Origin of the sequence: Haloimpatiens massiliensis (assembly GCF_900184255.1) — a bacterium.
GTDB classification, from domain to species: Bacteria; Bacillota; Clostridia; order Clostridiales; family Clostridiaceae; genus Haloimpatiens; species Haloimpatiens massiliensis.
On sequence record NZ_LT854636.1, the window covers coordinates 337983 to 358202 of the forward strand.

Below are 20220 nucleotides of genomic sequence, written 5' to 3' on the forward strand. Positions count from 1 at the left end.
CTTAGCCTAGGTTACATATTATTTGTTCTATTTTACTTCTGTTTCCATTATTATTTGTTTAGCTTTTAATATGGAAGTTGCACTCATAGAGAATTCATCTAAATCATATTCTACTAATAAAGGTATAACCCTTTCATCTCCTGCCACTTCTCCACACATTCCACACCATTTACCTGCTCTGTGGGCAGCATCTATTGTATTTTTTATTAAAGCTAATACTGCTGGATGCAATGGATCATATAAGTATGATACCTTTTCATTCATTCTATCTGCAGCTAATGTATATTGAATTAAATCATTTGTTCCTATACTGAAAAAGTCCGCGTGTTTAGCAAATTCATCTGCAGCTACTGCAGCAGCTGGTATTTCCACCATCATACCTACTTCTAAATTTTCATTAAAGTCTTTTCCCTCAACCTTTAACTCTTCCATACACTCTTTAAGTACTCCCTTAGCATCTAAAAACTCTGATACTGAAGATATCATAGGGAACATTATCTTAATATTTCCATAAGCTGATGCTCTCAATAAAGCTCTTAATTGAACCTTAAATATGTCTTTTCTATCTAAACATAATCTTATAGCCCTATAACCTAAGAAAGGGTTCATTTCTTCCGGTAATGGTAAGTATGGAAGCTTTTTGTCTCCACCTATGTCAAGTGTTCTTATTACCACAGGTTTTCCTTCTAATTTTTCCGCTACATACTTATAAGATTCAAATTGTTCTTCTTCTGTTGGCATGTCATTTCTATCCATGTATAGAAACTCTGTTCTAAATAGCCCTACTCCATCTCCACCATTTTCTATAACTTGATGTACATCCTCTCGTTTTCCTATGTTTCCAACTACTTCAACACGCTTTCCTGCCTTTGTTACTGTTTCAACGCTTATTAATTTTTTAAGTTCTTCTTGCTCTCCTTGAAATTTAGCCTTCTTTTCTTCATAAGCTTTTATTGTTTCTTCACTTGGATTAATCTCTACTATTCCTTCTATACCATCAACTATAACTAAGTCTCCATCTTTAACTTCTTCAGTTATATTTTGAAGTCCTACTACTGCTGGTATCTCAAGTGTTCTTGCCATTATAGCACTATGAGAAGTTCTTCCTCCTATATTAGTTAAGAAAGCGATTACTTTGCTTTTATCTAACTGCGCTGTGTCTGATGGTGTTAAATCATGAGCCACTACTACAGTATTTTCTTCTATATCACTTAAATCTCCAGAAGTTACTCCCAATAAATTTTTTAATATTCTATCTCCTACATCTTTAACGTCTGCTGCTCTTTCTCTCATGTACTCATCTTCCATAGCTGCAAATATGCCCATGTACATATCAATTACATCCTTAAGAGCTTTCTCAGCATTTACACTTGCTGATTCTATATTCATCTCTATGGCACCAGTAAATTCAGGATCATCTAAAAGCATCATATGACTTTCGAAAACTGCTGCCTTATCCTTTCCTACCTCTTTTTCTGCCTTCTCTTTTATTTTAATTAACTGATCTCTTGATGCCTCAGCTGCATCCTTTAATCTTTGTTTTTCTGCTATTATATCCTGAACTTTTTCCTCTACCACATTTAATTCTTGTTCTTTTTTTATAACAACTTTTCCTATAGCATATCCTTTTGATGCTGAAATACCTTTTTTCAACATTACAAAACTCCTCCTAAACATTTGTTATTAATAAATTAAAATTTAATAAATTTTATGTCAATTTAAACTTTTGTATAAATTTAAAAGCAAAATACATGCCAAAGCTAATTTTCTAGCAATTCTCATATACATATATTTTATATATACACTTATATTCTACATATTTCTGCAATTTATTTATCTTTTCAAATAATTCTTTATTCACTACCTATATTTATGATACAATTTATATACTGATAAAATTTATCAAGCAATCTTTATTGATATAGTAATTTTACTATTAAAAATTCTTATATAATTATAATTAAATTATAGCTACCCTCTATTTAACTAATATTTTATTAAAAAAACTCATTAATTCTATCCTTCATTATTTAAAACTTACACTTGATATTTTTTATCATACATATTTGTGTTCTTGATAAAATTTATCAAGCAATATAATATATTATACCAAAAATAAAAATCTATCATGTATTTCCATTATTTTTTTATGAAAGGAGAGTCATAAATTGCCTAAAAAAACTTTAAAAATAAATATAGCTGAGGGGATTCATACTAGAATAGCTGCTTCAATTGTATTAAAAGCTTCAGAATTAAAATCTAAATATAATATAAATCTTTTTATAAAAAAAAATAATTCTTCATCAGAGCCCTTTGCTATAAGTATGCTAGCCCTTCTCTCTTTAAAAATACAAAAGGGTGAAACTATTGAGATATCTTGTAATAATGATTCTGATATTGGTTATCAAGCTGTAAATGAAATGTTTAACTTTATAACCTTTGAGCTAAATTCAGATAATACTATGTCTAAACTTGACGCTATTATAGAAGAAAATACTATTGCAAATGAACAAATAATAAATAATATACCTATAGGAATACTCGTTATAGATTCAAACTGCCATATAGTTAAAATAAATCAATATGCATTAAATTTAATATATAGCTCTGAAAAACAAGTGTATGGCAAATACATAAAAGATATAATCCCTACATCAGAACTTCCATCAGTAGTTGAAAATAAAAGTCATCAAATAGGTCAAATTCAACACATAAATGACAACATTACTATAACCAATAGCGCACCAATTTTAGGTAAAAACAATGAAATATTAGGTGCCATCAGTATATTTCAAGATATATCCGAAGTCATAGGTATAGAAGAATTAAATGAAAAATTCATAAAAATATTAGAAGCATCGCATGATCTAATTTGTTTCGTGGATGAACATGGAAAGATTAGTTATTTAAATCCTGCTTATGAAAAACATTTTAACATAAATAAGAATTTCATTCTAGGCATGGACTTAATGGATATATCTCCTAATGGATTACGAATAAAAGTTTTTAATACAAAAGAAAAATTAGAAAACTTCTTTCATAAAAAAGATAATGAAGAAATTGTTTCAACGATAGAACCTATATTTATTGATGATAAGTTTAAAGGTATAATCTCCATATCAAAGCCTATTAATGAAATGAAAGAATTAGTTAGTAAACTAGAGCGTTCTGAGGAAGAACTTAATTATTATAGAGATGAAATAAGAAGACAGTCTATATTAAATTCCTCATTTAAAGAAATCATAGGCAATAGTGGTTCTTTACGTGATGTACTATATATTGCAGAAAAAGCTTCTGATTCTACTTCTACCGTTTTAATAAGAGGAGAAAGCGGAACTGGAAAAGAACTCATAGCCAAAGCTATCCATTATAACAGTCCAAGAAAAAATAATCCTTTAGTAAGAGTAAATTGTGCTGCTATTCCTGAAAATCTTTTAGAAAGTGAGCTTTTTGGATACGAAAAAGGTGCCTTTACAGGAGCTATTAAATGTAAACCTGGTAAATTTAATTTAGCAGATAGTGGAACAATCTTTTTAGATGAAATAGGAGATATGCCCATAAGTATGCAGGCAAAACTCCTTAGAGTACTTCAAGACATGGAATTTGAAAGTGTAGGAGGATTAAAAACTCAAAAGGTAAATGTGAGAATTATTGCTGCTACTAATAGAGATTTAGAAACCATGATAAAAAATGGTGAATTTAGGGAAGATTTATATTATAGATTAAATGTTATTAACATACCACTTCCCCCTCTTAGAGGAAGAAAAGAAGATATAAGTCTTTTAGTAGAGCACTTTATACAAAAATTAAATAGTAAACTGAACAAAAACATAAAAGGTATTACAAACGATTGTATTATTTATCTAGAAAAATACCATTGGCCTGGCAATATTCGAGAACTAGAAAATATAATTGAAAGAGCTATGAATATGTGTGATGGTAATTTAATAACTTTAAATGATTTGCCTTTTCATATTAGAAGTATAGATAATAAAGAAGAAAAACTCATTAATTTAGTTAATGGAGATTTATTACCTTTAGAAGAATACGAAAAAGAAATTATAAAGATAGCCATGAAAAAATATAAGAGCTTCAATAAAGCAGGAAAAGCCCTTGGCATTACTCATAGAACTGTATCACTAAGATGCAAAAAATATGGCATAACATAAGAATATTGTGAAGCAATACATTGAAGAAAAATCTGATTTTAATTCCGTAATAAATGTGTAATTTGGGACTGTTCACAATACGCCAAGAACTTCTAAATGTCCCACAGTTAAAGACCCTAAAGCTTTCAAACTCACTCGTTCCTCGTTCAAACATGAAAGCTTCTTAACGGGTCTTTAACTGTGAGACATAAGAAGTTCTAAGGCTAGTTCAATAGTCCCAAATTCCACATTTATTACTACATTAAAATCAGATTTTTAGTTTAATATGTATGTGGTTTAGGAGGTGAAGCCTACTAAATGATGATTTTCCTCCGCTATGCTATGGAAAATCTTTGATTTATAAAAAACAGAGCGCTTATGATATTTTTTAGGCGTAGCCTTTCGAAAAGTTATATGATACTTATCAAAATAACATAATAGCTAAAATTTAATTCATTTTGCCGTAAGGCATTGGCTTGTATAAATCTTAAATTTGTAAGGGAGACCAGATAAGAGCTCTTACTTATCTACAAGTTCTTATATATAAATCCTAATCATGCCTATGTATTTAGGCTGGCTACCGCCAATAAAAGATTTTTTGCTATCCCTTTTATTTAATTAAAGATTTTCCGTAACATAGTGGAGGAAAATCTCCTTCAGTAGGCTATCTCCCCCATAAGTAATGTACGTATGAACCGAAAAATCTGTCTTTAAGGTAACAATAAATATATTTTTTTAGACTATTGAGCTAGACTTAGAAATTCTTTGTTTTCAAATTTCAATACCCATTAAGAAGCTTTCATGTTTGAGCGCCGTCAGAAGCGAGTTTGAAAGCTTTAGGGCATTGAAATTTGAAAACATTAGAATTTCTTGGCGTATTGCGAACAGTCTAATAAAATATATTTATTGTGGACTTAAAGACAGATTTTTCTTGCAACACTTGCTTCGTAATTTATTTAGCTAACAAATTTTAAATACCTCAGTACTATCCAAGGTTTTTCTAGATATACCATCCATATATTCCATTATCTCTTTAATCTCTTTTAAAGCTGCATTTATTTCTTCATAGGAAGCTAATACTTCTTGAGAAGCTGCTGAAATTTCACCAGAAGTTGAAGAAATACTATTCAAGTCTAAAATTATATTATCTTTATCGCCGCTTATTTCTGTAAACAAATCACTTACTTTTTTAATACTAGGTATTACTTCCTGTATATTATTTATTATTTTTTTGGAATCATCCACTGTATTATCTACCAAATCATGACTTACTAAGAAATCTTCCCTCATAGCCCCTGTACTCTCCATTAAATTACTAGTATCATAGAAAATCTTTTCCACAATCTCATTTATATCTTCTGAAGAATCTTTCGTTTGCTCAGCTAACTTTCTTACCTCATCTGCTACTACTGCAAATCCCTTTCCTGCCTCTCCTGCCCTAGCTGCCTCTATTGTAGCATTTAAAGCTAATAAATTAGTTTTACCTGCAATTTCATTAATAACACTTGTTATTTCATTAACTTTATCAATATTTTCAGTGAGTAAAGACAACTTGTTTATGAATATTTCAAATGTACTAAATATTTTATGTTCTGATGCATCTAATTTTTCCAATGCATCTTTAGTTTTCTGAGATTTTCTATGTATAATTTCTCCCTTTTGAGAAATGTTATTGATATTTCTTAACCCATTATCTAGTTTATCTCCAAATACATTTAATCTACTATTTATACGCTCCACGTCTCCAGTCTGTGAAGTCACATCTTCCACTACATTCTCCATAGCATTTGCAATATTTTCTGAAGAAGTAACCGTTTCATCTATTGATAAAGATACACTCATAGAATTTTCAATCATATTATTTATACTGGACTTTACACCCTTTACTAGCTCCTTCAAAGAATCCTTCATCAATATTATATTACTATTGATGTCTCCAAATTCATCATTAGAAATCTTTGCACACTCACTAGTAAAATCTCCTTCTTTTAATTTTTCTAAAATATATACGGACTGTTGTAACTGCTCAGATACTTTTTTGGCAAAAATAATTAAAATTAATATACTGCCACCAAATAATGCCATATCTATTCCGGCTATTTTTCCTGTTATGCTATTTACTTCTGCTTGTATATCACTATATTTTATACCTATAAATAGCATACCAATAACTTTGTTTTGTGCATTTCTTAATGGAATATAGTTTGCTTCACAACTCACACCATTTACATCAACCTTTTCTCTATACTGTTTGCCTTCATTTAATACAATTTTTGATACTTCTTCATTAACTTTAGTACCCGTTTCTTTTTTACCATTTTTATCCACAATATTAGTAGCTACTCTAGTATCTCCTAAAAGTATAGTAACTAAAATATTGTTTCTTTCATAAATTCTATCAAGTAATTCCTCATTATCATTTATAACTTCATTACCTTTATACAATGAATTATCATTTATTTTCCAATCACCTTCATATTTACTATCAATTAAATTGCTAATTAAATCAGAATAAGTTTCTATATCATCCTTTATTTCTTTTTCCATTTGATATCTAACTACTAAAAAAGTTGAAACGAAAAAACTAAACATTATTGCTGTAAATAGTACTATAATTTTCATTTTAACACTAAATCGATAACCTTTAATATTATTTATTTGTCTCATATTTTCCCCTCCGTATTAACAAAATGTATTTCATTGATAATGAATATCAATATCATTATACTTTTATATTGTATATTTTGCAACTTTAGGTTTAAAAACTTTACGGTAAACAATTATTATAATATATAATAAAAAAAGTCCTTAAGCTTATATTCTACACTTAAGGACTACTAGTAACCTACACTATACTTTTTTAGCTTGTTCATATGTTTAATTTTTTCATACTAAATAATTATGATTTAAAATCATAACTTTTTAAACCTTAATATAAAATTTTCTAGTCTTCTAAGAAACCATATTTTTCTTTTACCAAAGAAAAGAAAACTGTTACTGCCAATAAATCTGCACAGCCTCCAGGGCTTATATTTCTATTTATAAATTCGGTACTTAAATCCTCTACAGCTTTTCGTCCATTTTTAGTTTGCATTCCACCGATTTTCATTATGTATTTCGCTTTATTTTGAACTTCCTTTAAAACCTCTATATTGTGCCTATGTATTACATTAGTATCCTCACAACAGCTCATTATAGCAATTAAAGTGTGTACTAATCTGTCGTTTGTATCTAAATCATTGTTTTCTTCATATATTTTTAAGGAATGTGTAAAAACTATAGGCATACCCATTTCTACTTCTCCACGTATTCCTTTAATACCATAATTTTTATATAGCAATTCTCCATAAGTAAGCGCCTCATGGTCTTTTCCTTTAATAGCTTCTTCTAAATCTTCCTTTACTATTCCCCTAGTCATTCTTTTTATAATATTCTCTATTTCATCAAAATTTTTTTCTTCATATATGTCCTTTGCAACCGCTATGCAGCATAAACCCATTAAAAATATCATGCCCTTATGGGTATTTACCCCATTAGTGCTTTGAAGCATATGCTTGTCTCCTATTTTACCTATCTCCCTTGCTTCTTTAAAAATCTCTTTTTCTCCTTTAGAACTAAATCCAACTTCACTAAACTTGATCATTGTTTCCATAAGAGCACAGGTGCTATCTATAAAAGTAAAATAATTCATATCTTCGTGAGCTCCATTACTCACAGGAGTTACAAGACCAGGTTTAGGAAAAGCACTTACCTCATAGAGCATTGCCTTTACCGCAAAACTAGCTATATTATAAATTTCATCCCTATATTTGTATATTTCTCTACAGTTTTCTTTATTCATCCTTATTCTCCATACGTTTTTTTGTATATTCCTCAAAACTTTTCTCTATAAAATCGATTATCTCCTTTTGGCTGTGCCTTCTACTTCTTACACATAGGTGAGCATCCTCATTACATATAAAACACTTCCTACTAGATAACCCCAATTCTCTTCTACTTATCCCCTGACCTTTTTCATTGTACACATCTATATCCACAAATCTTCCTAATGGGTGTTTTTCTTCTATAGTTATACACAGTTTTTTTGCTTCTATAAATTGTTTATTAATTACCATAAAAAATATAGGCCCTTCTGGGGTAAATTCTAATTTTTTAAACAATATATTATTTGTACTTTTTTCTCTTATCTCTACTAACTGTGATTTTTTATCTATATATTCACATAAACTTTCTCTATTAAACTCTTCTATTAATTGATTTTTTATTATCTTAACTATTTTCCTAGTTAATACATTGTCTTTATTAACCCCTGGGTAATTAGCTCTTACTACTATTAATGTATTTAAATATTTATCTAATATTTTCTTTTGCTTTTCTATTCTTTTTTCTCTAGCATCTAATATATCTTCTGCATTATACATATGCTTAATGTGGAGAATTACTTTTCTTTATCTTCTCCATTATCTCCTTTCCTTTTTCCGTATTTAAAAATTCAAAGGTAACTTCAGGTATTAAATTTTTTAATTCATCCATCTTATCTTTCTTTATAAAATCCCTGACTTTAGAAGCACTTATAGCCCCACCACTAAACTCTTTTCTCTTAATTTCTATAACTTCCACACCATAATGCTCTAATACCTCTTTTAACGTAGCATTATAAGTTCTGGTTACATTGCAATAGGGTTCCTTTCCTACAAATCTCTTGTTTATATTTAACTCCTTGCAAAAATATTCTCCAAATATATTTGCATCTAGCTTTGTATATCCCTTCAGCCTTTCATCTTCCTTTCTTAAGAAGTATGAAGGGAATGTGGCAGAAGATATTATATACTCCGTTCCAGGTATGACTTTTACATTTTCTAAATCTCCTACTCCCTTTTTAACCAATTCGTATCTTTCTTTAAAAGGGAAAAGTGATTTATCTTCTTCTACTATAAAAACTAAAACTTCTTCACTTTCCATAGCTGCTTTTTCTATTAAATATCTGTGTCCCTTTGTAAAAGGATTACAATTCATAACTATGGCAGATCTTTTTTTATACACATCTATTCCATATTTCTTAATTATGTTTTTAAGTATGCCCTTTATATCGTATATACCTCTTTCTAATAAAGCCACTTCTTCCACCTTAGTAACAGTATTAAAATTTAGTGATGAAAATATATCTACATTTTTAGGCTTAGTAAATATAAAATTGTGATAAATCCCCTGATCAAAAGACTTATCTATTAAATTAGTTATAAGTGTAGAGCTAACCCCCTCCCCCTGCAAATCAGGAGATACCGCAAAACACTTAAACACATTTTTAGCTTTAGAACAAGTAGCCACTATTTTATCCACATTATTTCTCAAAACTAAAGTATAATCCACATCTTTATCCAGAATTAAAGCAAAACTGTTTAAAAACTCTTCCACTTCTTTTCTTTCTTCTTCTTTTCTTAAATTTATTTTTGATAGTTTTAAGTCATACATATAAAATCACCCTTATTTTTTAATTAAATTCTTAACTTCTGCAAAATAAAAAGTTAAATTGGTAGTATTACCAAAAAATAAATATGGCACACTGACCTTATCCGTGATATATAAAAGTTACTACTCAATTAAAACACGGGAGGTTGTCAGTATGCCAAGTAAATTTACTAATCATATTGTATCCATTAATGATGAACTTTACAATTACTTAAATGATGTAAATTATGGAATGAGTAAACCTCAATTTCATCATATATCCACTATTATTAATGGATTAATAAATTTAGATGGCACTAAATCTTTATTAAAGATTTCAGAATATATACTAGCTGCTAAAAGCAGCAGTTCCATATATAGATTTTTGAGTAACTCTAAATGGGACGATAGTCTCATAGATAGAAATCGTATTAATTATTTAAAACTACATTTTAATAAACTCATAAAGCCTAAATCCGTAGGATTCTTAGTTATAGATGATACTGTTAATCCAAAAACTCAAGCAAAGAAGATGCAAGGATTAAGCTATAATCATTGCCATACAGAAGGTAAAAATCTTTGGTCCCACTGTGTAGTTACTTCTAATTTTGTAGCAGAGGATATGTCTATTCCGCTAAACTATAAGTCTTATTTTAACGAAGAAAACTGCAAAAATCATAATAAAAAATTTATGAGTAAACCAGATATAGCTTTAGGTTTTATTAATTCTTTTGAAAAACCTTCTAACTGCGATAAAATATATTGTCTTACTGATAGTTGGTACACTAGCGAAAAGTTAATTAATGGTTGTATTTTAAAAGGTTTTAACTTTATTGGGGCTTTAAAATCTAATAGAAAAATCTCTCCATTAGGAATTTCAATGCAAATTAAGGAATTTGCTAAATATATAAATCCATCTACCTTAGATGTAGTTACCGTCGAAGGTAAGGATTATAGAGTATATAAATACGAAGGCAAAGTTTCAAAGATTGAAAATGCATTAGCCTTAATTTGCTATGAAGTTGATGGGGACAGCTTTAAAGAACCAGTATATCTAATGTCTACAGACATAGAACTTAGTAATAAAGCTATAATAAAATACTATCTATATAGATGGAACATTGAAACTAATTACAAATATCTTAAAACACACTTAGGTTTTGACGAATATAAAGTTCAATGTATACTCTCTATCGAGAGGTATTTTCTACTTACATTTTTAGCAATCAATTTTTTAGAGATTTATAGATTATATAATCCTAAAAAACTTGAAACCATTGGTGATACTATAAAGTCTATAAAAAGCCTATCGGCTAAAGAATTGGTGCGTTTTGTTTATGAGGAAGCTAAAAATGATATACCTTTAGACACAATACTTGCTGAATTAAAATTAGTTTCTTAAAAAATTTTGTAAGTTACTTATAGGGAAAGTATAGAATTAAATGCTGTAACTATATTCCTATTAAAGAACTTACATCTATATTTGGGTTTTTAGCTTTTAAAATTAAAGAAGTTAAGTTAAATTCTTATTTTCCTCAATACTTGCCATAAGTAAAATCGGAGATAACAGTATCATCGGCACCATACTTACCCAATATTTTGCTGTGTTTAAAAATTTTAAACTAAAATCACTCAATAAAAATGGAGTGATAATTGTACCATTAATAAGTATTAATATTACCGGTAAACTTTTTTTAAAACTAACTTTTCTTATGTTTTTCATTGTAATTTCCCCTTTAATTAAGCTTTTTTCACATCTTCTATTTATTTTTTTATAGTATTCTTTATTATAAAACTTATTTATTTTATATCTCTATATTCTTTTATTCCCTTTTATTAATTTTTTTAAGTTATCTTAGTGCTTTCAAACATTGAATCACTATATCCGGTCTATCTATATAAACTTCATGTTCACTATTTTCCGCAATTACTAGCTTTCCCTTATTTGAAAGCTTTGATAACTCAATTTGCAAATCACGCCACTGAGCTTCATATAATACAGCTTCTTTCTTTGGAATCTGATACTTAATCCAGCTCTCCACTCCTACCTTACTATCCCTTGCTATTACTATAAGCGGAACATTAGGAAACTCTGAAATACTTTTTATGTCTTTACTATCCCTATCCCAATTTTCAAATTCCTCTGCTATAGTTTTGTGAAGTACAGTACTTGTAAAAAACTCCTCTACATTTTTCATATCACTACAGGACATGCGTTTTATATAACTTGAAATAATATTTTCATTCTGAATCTTTAGTTCTTCCTTAGATTTTTTGGAAGCATCCACATTCCATTGTATCATTTTATCTATTGCAATAAAATCACTCATAATAGGTGTATTAAGTCTATACAACTTTTTAAAATTATATGAAGTAGAGTCAATTAGTACTATTCCTTTCAATTTATTAGGATACATTTTTGCATATTGCTGCACACATAATCCACCAAAGGAATGTCCCATTAGAATAAATTTATCTTCTATACCAATTTTCTCTATAAGTTCATTAAGTTCTTTTGCCATATTTCTTGTGGTACGTGATTCATCTGAAACCTGACTTTTTCCGTAGCCGGCTCTATGATATAATACAACTGTAAAATATTTTTTTATCTCTTCCAAAATAGAATACCAATCATAAAAAGAACTGCCTATACCAGTTTCTATAATGAGAAATGTTTTACCCTGACCAAAGATTTTATATTCTAATTCAAAAGTCCCCATAATCTTTCCCCCATTTTATATAACCAAATACCATATATAACTAATTATACATGTTGTCTACCTTCACTGTAAACAAAAAAGCTAGTTTAAATTAAACTAGCAAATTTCTATGTTTTTACTTCTATTACTATCTAAATTCAAAAAGTATTTATCAAATGATAAATCGATTACAAGCATTATACACGTTGATATAACAATTTCACTCCAAAATATAAGTTTATTTACTCCAAACAGCTATATTATATAATATTAATGAACTAATGATACCTAAAATTATTAACTATTTTTATTTATATAAATATCTAATGCACGAATTAACTTAGATGCTGCCAAAATAATAGCTATATAAGCCATTAGCTTAATTATCATCTCTACTATGCCTATTAAAAACACTGCTACTCCCTTCCTTTCTTTAAATTTTTTAGTATTTCTATTCTTTATTCAGTGCCTCCCTACCGTAGTACTATCACCTTCTAATAAATAGAATCTACGGAAGCTGCTCCATTAAATATTAATTTTAGTGGAATTATTTCATCAAGGCATGTTGTTTTTGTAAATATTTAACTAATATGGTACTATATTAGCTGTTATTACGTGAATTCCTTCTAATTATTATATTTTTTACAAAATAGAAAAAGAACCATTTTAAACTAGTCCTCTAAAAATCACATATATCTTACAACTCTATTAGTTAGGTACATGAAAAGAAATAATAAGTCAAAGCTGCTAATATATTTTGGGTCAGATATGGAAGCTGATTCCGTCGCTAGTAGGACTATCAGTAGATTACGCTTGAACCAGTATGACGCAAAATACTATCATACTTACTTTTTATTTATTTGAATGTGCCTTACTCTAAAGACTTATTCATCCATTTTTGTCATGGCATAAATTTATATAGTAATCTGATTTGATACTTCCAAGTAAAAAATAATTGAAATCACACTCGTTTACTTGTCCGTTATTTAACTTTCTGAAAAAATTAAATTTGTATTTGCATTGTATAAATTTATATTTAATCCACATTCTTCTTTTGCTTCACGAATACATGTTTCTTCGGGTAATTCATTAGCTTCAATATGTTCACCTAATGGAAGTATTGTTTTAGCACGTTTATGCAAATGTAATAATATTTTATCTTTATGTACTATATATACGGATACTGTAAAATGCCTATCAATACTCATCATGCCCTCTTAAATTATATAAATTAATTTATTACTCATGTTAAACCCATATCTCACTCTCAGTAGGCTACTAAATTAATTTTATTCAATACCCTTCATTTCTAACTTTAATCTAGTAAAATACTCTTCCATAAATTTAAGTCTTATTTTTCCTATTTCTTTTGCCTTTTTCGTATACAATTTACTAGGAATCTTTTTAAACTTCACTTCGTATTCTATAAAAGGTGTATGCTTTGAAACATCCTTTAACCTTCCATTTTCAACAGTATTTTTATTTAAATAATCATTTAGTGACTCATTTACTGTTAATCTTTGTCCAAATTGTCCCGCTAGCATAAAAGTACGAGCAATTCCGATTGCACCTATAGCATCAAGCTTATCTGCATCAAAAAGTATTTTAGCTTCTATTGTATTAGGCTCATTTCCAGTCCTAAATCTATGCGCTACAATACAGTGCTTTATACTTTCTATCTTTTCCTCTTCGTATTGTAAGTTTTTTAATATGCCCTCTGCAATTTCACTGCCTAAAATAGCATGATCAACTTTTCCTGTTTTATCTTTACTTTCTTCTACTCTTGCAATATCATGTAATAATGCTGCTGGAATAAGCACTTCTAAATCGGCGTCTTTCTCGTATTTTGAAATTAATAAGCAAAGATTATAAACTCTAAATACATGATCTAAATTATGAGCTGAACAAGTCAACTTTTCTTGAACAATTTTTATAATCTTTCTATGTTTTTCATCTATATTCATTTGTTTCCCTCCTATACCATATGCCAAATTTTTTTATACAACTCTCTTCTTTCAAACTATTATACATTTCAAAATCCTTTTCACTAAACTCTGCTAATGTTTTATTGAAATTTAGAGGCTCAAATATGTACCACAAATCTGACCATTTATTTTCGTTGTCTTCTCCTCTTATACCTTTAGATATACTACCTGGTGATTTACTTTCAAAAAACTTCATATTCTTCCCATCATAGTACGCTAAACAAGATTTAAATTCACAATATCTATCTCCAATGTCTTCCATTAATTTTAATATCCCATTTATTCCTATGGTTTCTAATGTATGATTAACATATGCTTTTGGAAATCCATTTAATTCTTTTATAAAAAATCCCGCATCTAATGCTATACATGGTGTTTTTACAATTTTATATGCCTGTACAACTTTTTCCTTAGCTATCTCGCTTATATCATCGCCTCTAGGTTCTATAAGCTCAGCATTATATGGTAAAACTTTTATATTTTCAAGTTCTCTTTGGGCTGATGCAATTTTTCCTTTATTACTTGTTACAAATATAATTTCTTTCATACAATTCAACTCCATAAATAAATCTAGCTGTAAATAAAAATTTATATAGCCATTAACCCACAAAAAGGTATAATGTGATGGAATTATGAAATTTCTTCTCCATGACTTGCATAAGAGCTGAGAACAATAAATTTAATTTAAGAAATTCTAATCTTTTAGCCATATAAAATTAAATTTAAACAGTTCCTTTGCTTCTTATGCAAGTCATTCTAGAGAAATTTTATAATTCAGGTAATGTAATGCTTATGTGGGATAATCATATAACAATTATAACATTGATTTATAAGAAATAGATAACTTAACTATTAGATCTAAATACTAATTTGTAAAATATTTTCCTTAACTCAAACTAAATTACAATATATTTTATCCTTATTTAAATAATAAAAAAGTGCTAGCTTTGATATGAGTTTATTAACTAGCACTTTTTACTTTATTCAATTATTAAATTATTGGTTTTCTCACTACGTCTATTACAGTACCATCCCTGTATTCAACTACAGCCACCACTTCATCTGTAAGTTCTATAGGCTTTGGTTTTCCTGTAATTTTTTCTGCAATATCCTTTAATTCTTCTATAGTCATCACTGGTAAATTGGTCTTTTGTAATTTTTCCATTAAGTCTTTTCTATTTGGATTTACTGCTATACCTCTTTCTGTTACAATTACATCTATGCTTTCTCCTGGGGTAGTTACAGTAGTTACTCTGTCTTTTATTATTGGAAGTCTTGCTTTCATTAGGTTTGTAACTACTATGGCAAGTTTTGCACCTGCTGCTGTATCACTATGTCCACCGGAACCTCCCATTATGATTCCATCAGAACCTGTAGTAACATTAACGTTGAAATCAGTGTCTATTTCTGTAGCACCTAAAATCATAACATCTAGATTATTAGCTACACATCCTTTGTTATGAGGGTTTCCATACATGGATGCAGACATACCTTGATGCTTTGGATTATTTTTATAAGAATCTACTGCTTTTAAATCAAAGCATTGTACATCAAATATATTTCTAAATAAACCTTCTTGTAGCATTTCTACAATATATCCAGTAACTCCGCCAGCTGCAAAGCTTCCTACTACTTCTTCTTTCTTCATTATTTCCTTTAATTCTGCTGCCACTGCTAAAGATGTTCCACCAGCTCCAGTTTGGAATGATAATCCATCCTTAACTAGTCCTGATGCCTTTATAACTTGTGAAGCCATCTTAGCTATTTTAAGTCCCACAGGATCCTTTGTTATTCTTGTAGTTCCTGAAACTATTCCTTTAGGATCCCCTATACTTTCTACCTTTACTACATAGTCTACATGATGCTGACTTATTTCTATTGGACATGCTGGATATGGAACTAAATTATCTGTTACAGCTACTACCTTATCAGCATATTCTGCATCTGGCGCTGCATATCCTAAAGAACCACAAGCTGCTGGTCCTTCTACTCCATTTATATTTCCGTAAGTATCTACTGTAGGTGCTGCTATAAATGCCACATCTATATGTAAATCTCCACTTTCAATGGCCCTAGCTCTTCCTCCATGAGTATGCATTACAGCTGGTTTCTTTAATAAGCCTAAGGAAATAGCTCTTGCCACAGGTCCTGACATGTAATTAGCATACACTCCTGTTACTACTCCTGATTTTATATGCTCTACTAATGATGCTTGTGTAGGGAATATAGAACTAGCTGCTATTGTTATGTCCTTTATTCCTCTTTTAGCTATAGCATCCACTACCATGTTAAGCACATGGTCTCCATTTCTTAAATGGTGGTGAAAGGAAATAGTCATTCCATCTTTTATTTCTACTTTATCTAGGGCTTCTTCTATACTATTTAAAACTTTAGAATCTGTTGGTTTTACTGTCTTTACCTTTACAGATTTTATAGTCCTTTCTCCATCTTCAGCAAAAGCGCCTTTAAAAGGTTTTACTTCCTTATATCCTTCTATTTTTTCAGGTATTTCTCTACCCAATACATTTTTCATTTTATCACCTCTAAATTCTGTTAAATAAATCCTTAACTCCTCTGTCTCTATTCAACATAATTTCAATTGTATTTTACCTCTACATATTGTAACTTTGCAAAATCACTCTATTTTTAATCTTCAATTTCTTATTTTTAATTCTTAATTTTCAATTCTCAATTCTAAACAAGTCCTAACATTTTAGCCAATTCGTAAGTAGTTTTTGCTCTATTTATAACTGGAGCATCTACCATTTTTCCATCCAAAGAAAATACGCCTTTTCCTTCGCTTTCTGCTTCTTCTTTAGCTTCTAATACTCTTACGGCATGTTTTATTTCATCCTCTGTTGGTGCAAATACTGAATGAATTGTGTCTATTTGCCTTGGATTTATAGATGACTTACCTGTCATACCTAATCCTTTAGCTTTCATTGTATCTAGTCTTAGTCCTTCATAATCATTTGTATCTGTAAATGGAGTATCTATAGCATCCACTTTCATGGCTCTACAAGCTGTAGCCACTTTATTTCTTGCGTAAAGAATCTCATCACCCTGTTTAGTTCTCTTTACTCCGAAGTCTGAAGTTAAGTCTTCTCCTCCCAAAAGAACTCCTTCTATTCTCTTAGAGGCTCTTATTACATCATAAACAGTTTCAAGTCCAAAGGCAGTTTCTATTAAGGCAAATAATTTTATGCTACCTTCTTCAAATCCTTCTTCTCTTTCTATTTGACAAAGCTTGCTGTCCACTTCTTTTATTTGTTCTTCTGTAGCTTTAGGAACCATTATTACATCTGGCTTTACTCTAGCTATAGTATCTAAATCCTTTGGTCCGAATTCTGTATCTAAAGGATTTACCCTAACTACCACTTCTACATTAGAATAATCTACATTTTTAATAGCCTCTCTTACAAGTATTCTAGCTCCATCTTTTTCAGTTATGCTAACTGCATCTTCTAAGTCTAATATTATAGAATCTGAACCAAGAATGCCCGCGTTTTGAAGCATTCCTGGATTGTTTCCAGGCATAAATAACATAGTTCTTCTTAATCTTTTCATATTTTCACCTTCTCATTGTTTTTTCAATATCTATTTCTTAATCACTAACACCCAAATTTTATCTACTTTTTATAAAAAGTATTTTAACTCGATAAATTTTAAAATATGTTCACTTCATACAATTAAGTGCTGCTAATTCAGCATTACTTCTATTTCTTAAATAGTAGCTCTTTTAATGGCAGTCTCTACTCTTGCCTTTATTGTATAATCTAAAGCTCCCTTATCCTCTGCTTTTATCTTAACTTCTTCTACTCCCAATTCCTTTAGAGTATTCATTATAGTTTCTTTTATGGCTTCACCAAATTGTTTCATAACAATGCTATCAATTTCCACTTCTATACCGCCAGCCATGTTTGGCATAACTGTTATCATCACATCATTTGATTCTAGTGTACCTGCTTTTGCTACCTTTTCTATTTTCATGTTTCCACCTACTTTTATATTAATTTAAAATCTATATTTTCTTTTAATGTGCAATCTCTTAGCACATCTAGCAAATTAATTCTTATTTCTAATTGTAATCCAAGGCAATAAGCTACCGTCATATCCCTGCTCCTTAAGGTACGTGAAAATAGAAAACAAGTCAAATATACTAGCATACTGACTTATTATTTATTTAACTGTCCTAACATAAGATAGAAATATTTCGATAGCTAAGCTATGGAATAAATTAAAACGTAATATAAATATTATTACTTTTTACTATTTATTTACAGAATCTAAATAATCCTTTTGTCCTTTTTCATAAAGGTTGTTTCCTTGGCTATCTATAACCACAACTACAGGTAAATCCTCTACTTCTAATTTTCTTACAGCTTCTGCTCCTAAATCTTCATAAGCTATAAGCTCTGCCTTTTTAACGCATTGTCCTATAAGAGCTGCTGCTCCACCTATAGCTGCAAAATATACTCCATTATTTCTAATTATAGCATCTATAACTTCTTTAGACCTTAGTCCTTTACCTATCATACCCTTTAATCCATTATCTAAAAGTTTTGGAGCATATGGGTCCATTCTATAACTAGTAGTAGGACCTGCTGAACCTAGAGCCTTACCTGGTTTTGCTGGTGTTGGTCCAACATAGTATATTATAGCATCCTTTATATCCATAGGAAGCTCTTTTCCTTCTTCTATTAGATTTACAAGTCTTGCATGAGCAGCATCTCTAGCTGTATAGATAGTTCCTGATATAAGAACAGCATCACCTATTTTTAAATCCTTAACTTTTTCCTCAGTTAAAGGAGTAGTTATTTTCTTTTCCATTTTGTCTCCCCCTTACCCTTATTAAAGTTCTACTTCTGCATGTCTTGTAGCATGACAATTGATATTTACTGCTACTGGAAGTCCTGCTATATGTGTTGCATAGGTTTCTATATTAACAGCTAATGCTGTAGTTTTTCCACCAAAGCCTTGTGGTCCTATACCTAATGCATTTATTTTTTCTAATAATTCTTCTTCTAAATCTGCATAAAACTTATTTGAATTTTTTTCTGACACTGGTCTTATTAATGCTTTTTTTGCAAGATTAGCAGCTCTATCAAATGTTCCTCCTATACCTACACCTACTACTATTGGTGGGCATGGATTAGGGCCTGCTTCTTTAACAACCTTTAATATAAATTCCTTAACACCCTCTAATCCATCTGCTGGTTTTAACATCTTTATTTGACTCATATTCTCAGAACCAAATCCCTTTGGAGCTACAGTTATTTTAAGTTTATCTCCTGGAACTATATCATAATATATTATTGCAGGAGTATTATTCTTTGTATTTACTCTATCTAATGGATCTTTTACCACTGATTTTCTTAAATATCCACTTACATATCCTTCTGCTACACCTTTATTAATAGCTTCTTCTAGACTTCCTCCAACTATATGTACCTCTTGACCTATTTCTACAAATACACAAGCCATTCCTGTGTCTTGGCACATAGGCATTTTTTCATCCCTAGCTATTTCAGAGTTTACTATTATTTTATCTAATATTCCTTTAGCTATATCCCAATCTTCTTTTTCCTTAGCTTCTTTAATAGTATTTTTTATATCATCATTTAAATAATAATTGGCATCTATACACATTTTAGCTAATGCTTCTGTGATTTTTTCCACATTTATTTCTCTCATTGACATTGCCCTCCTAGCTTTTTTAAATTTAAAACCTTAAACATATTTTAAAGTATTAACTGACTATACCACAATAAGCATTATATTACCTGAATTATGAAATTTCTCTGGAATGACTTGCATAAGAAGCAAAGGAACTGTTTAAATTTAATTTTAGAAATTCTTCTTTTAGACAGATAAAATTATCGTAAACCTGGCAAGGACGCCAGGCTAGCGAACCTGAAGCAGGACGCTGAATGTGAGCGT

Annotated in this window: 17 protein-coding genes; 2 read left to right on the plus strand and 15 right to left on the minus strand. The window is 29.6% G+C overall.

The genetic code is table 11. The annotated features are described in order from the left end of the window. Window positions 1–27 precede the first annotated feature (27 nt). Window positions 28–1656, minus strand: coding sequence for a phosphoenolpyruvate--protein phosphotransferase (ptsP, locus tag C1715_RS02605; RefSeq protein ID WP_180963971.1), 1629 nt, complete (start codon window positions 1654–1656; stop codon window positions 28–30). A gap of 512 nt (window positions 1657–2168) precedes the next feature. Between ptsP and C1715_RS02610 the strand changes: the two genes are divergently transcribed. Continuing rightward, window positions 2169–4169, plus strand: a complete 2001-nt coding sequence (locus tag C1715_RS02610; RefSeq protein WP_102399116.1) for a sigma 54-interacting transcriptional regulator — start codon at window positions 2169–2171, stop codon at window positions 4167–4169. A gap of 939 nt (window positions 4170–5108) precedes the next feature. On the opposite strand, the gene C1715_RS02615 is transcribed toward C1715_RS02610, so the two are convergent. The 4 genes from C1715_RS02615 to citC all read right to left on the minus strand — a co-directional run bounded on the left by C1715_RS02615 (window position 5109) and on the right by citC (window position 9620). Next, window positions 5109–6815, minus strand: coding sequence for a methyl-accepting chemotaxis protein (locus C1715_RS02615; RefSeq protein ID WP_102399117.1), 1707 nt, complete (start codon window positions 6813–6815; stop codon window positions 5109–5111). Between the two features lie 277 nt (window positions 6816–7092). Next, complete coding sequence (gene citG / locus C1715_RS02620; RefSeq protein WP_102399118.1) at window positions 7093–7989, minus strand: triphosphoribosyl-dephospho-CoA synthase CitG; 897 nt, start codon at window positions 7987–7989, stop codon at window positions 7093–7095. After that, window positions 7982–8569, minus strand: coding sequence for a citrate lyase holo-[acyl-carrier protein] synthase (gene citX, locus C1715_RS02625; RefSeq protein WP_102399119.1), 588 nt, complete (start codon window positions 8567–8569; stop codon window positions 7982–7984). Before citX ends, citG begins: the two co-directional genes overlap by 8 nt. Before the next feature lie 4 nt (window positions 8570–8573). After that, window positions 8574–9620: a [citrate (pro-3S)-lyase] ligase gene (citC, locus tag C1715_RS02630; protein WP_102399120.1), complete on the minus strand. Its 1047-nt coding sequence runs from the start codon at window positions 9618–9620 to the stop codon at window positions 8574–8576. Window positions 9621–9771: 151 nt separating this feature from the next. Between citC and C1715_RS02635 the strand changes: the two genes are divergently transcribed. Beyond that, entirely contained in the window at window positions 9772–10998 is a 1227-nt protein-coding gene (locus C1715_RS02635) for an IS701 family transposase (protein ID WP_102399121.1), read from the plus strand. Between the two features lie 111 nt (window positions 10999–11109). Here C1715_RS02635 and C1715_RS02640 read toward each other — a convergent pair whose 3' ends face one another. The 10 genes from C1715_RS02640 to C1715_RS02685 form a co-directional block, all read right to left on the minus strand. Then, complete coding sequence (locus C1715_RS02640) at window positions 11110–11319, minus strand: hypothetical protein (protein ID WP_102399122.1); 210 nt, start codon at window positions 11317–11319, stop codon at window positions 11110–11112. 127 nt (window positions 11320–11446) lie between these two features. Next, window positions 11447–12316, minus strand: coding sequence for an alpha/beta fold hydrolase (locus tag C1715_RS02645; RefSeq protein WP_102399123.1), 870 nt, complete (start codon window positions 12314–12316; stop codon window positions 11447–11449). A gap of 965 nt (window positions 12317–13281) precedes the next feature. Beyond that, the gene (locus tag C1715_RS02650) at window positions 13282–13503 is read right to left on the minus strand and encodes an NUDIX domain-containing protein (protein ID WP_242971874.1); all 222 of its coding nucleotides are present in this window, start codon (window positions 13501–13503) and stop codon (window positions 13282–13284) included. An 81-nt stretch (window positions 13504–13584) separates the two neighbouring features. Then, on the minus strand, window positions 13585–14259 hold the full coding sequence (locus C1715_RS02655; protein WP_102399124.1) for an HD domain-containing protein: 675 nt from the start codon (window positions 14257–14259) through the stop codon (window positions 13585–13587). Then, window positions 14246–14827, minus strand: a complete 582-nt coding sequence (locus tag C1715_RS02660; RefSeq protein ID WP_102399125.1) for a non-canonical purine NTP pyrophosphatase — start codon at window positions 14825–14827, stop codon at window positions 14246–14248. Before C1715_RS02660 ends, C1715_RS02655 begins: the two co-directional genes overlap by 14 nt. 444 nt (window positions 14828–15271) lie before the next feature. Then, window positions 15272–16813 (minus strand): citrate lyase subunit alpha, encoded by a 1542-nt coding sequence (gene citF / locus C1715_RS02665; protein WP_102399126.1) that lies wholly within the window; start codon window positions 16811–16813, stop codon window positions 15272–15274. A gap of 161 nt (window positions 16814–16974) precedes the next feature. Then, the gene (locus C1715_RS02670; protein ID WP_102399127.1) at window positions 16975–17847 is read right to left on the minus strand and encodes an HpcH/HpaI aldolase/citrate lyase family protein; all 873 of its coding nucleotides are present in this window, start codon (window positions 17845–17847) and stop codon (window positions 16975–16977) included. Between the two features lie 156 nt (window positions 17848–18003). Further along, window positions 18004–18270, minus strand: a complete 267-nt coding sequence (gene citD, locus C1715_RS02675; RefSeq protein WP_102399128.1) for a citrate lyase acyl carrier protein — start codon at window positions 18268–18270, stop codon at window positions 18004–18006. Between the two features lie 279 nt (window positions 18271–18549). Continuing rightward, window positions 18550–19110 carry a Fe-S-containing hydro-lyase gene (locus C1715_RS02680; RefSeq protein WP_102399129.1) on the minus strand — a complete coding sequence of 187 codons (561 nt, stop codon included), beginning with the start codon at window positions 19108–19110 and terminating at the stop codon, window positions 18550–18552. Between the two features lie 21 nt (window positions 19111–19131). Then, on the minus strand, window positions 19132–19974 hold the full coding sequence (locus tag C1715_RS02685; RefSeq protein ID WP_102399130.1) for a fumarate hydratase: 843 nt from the start codon (window positions 19972–19974) through the stop codon (window positions 19132–19134). Window positions 19975–20220: the final 246 nt, after the last annotated feature.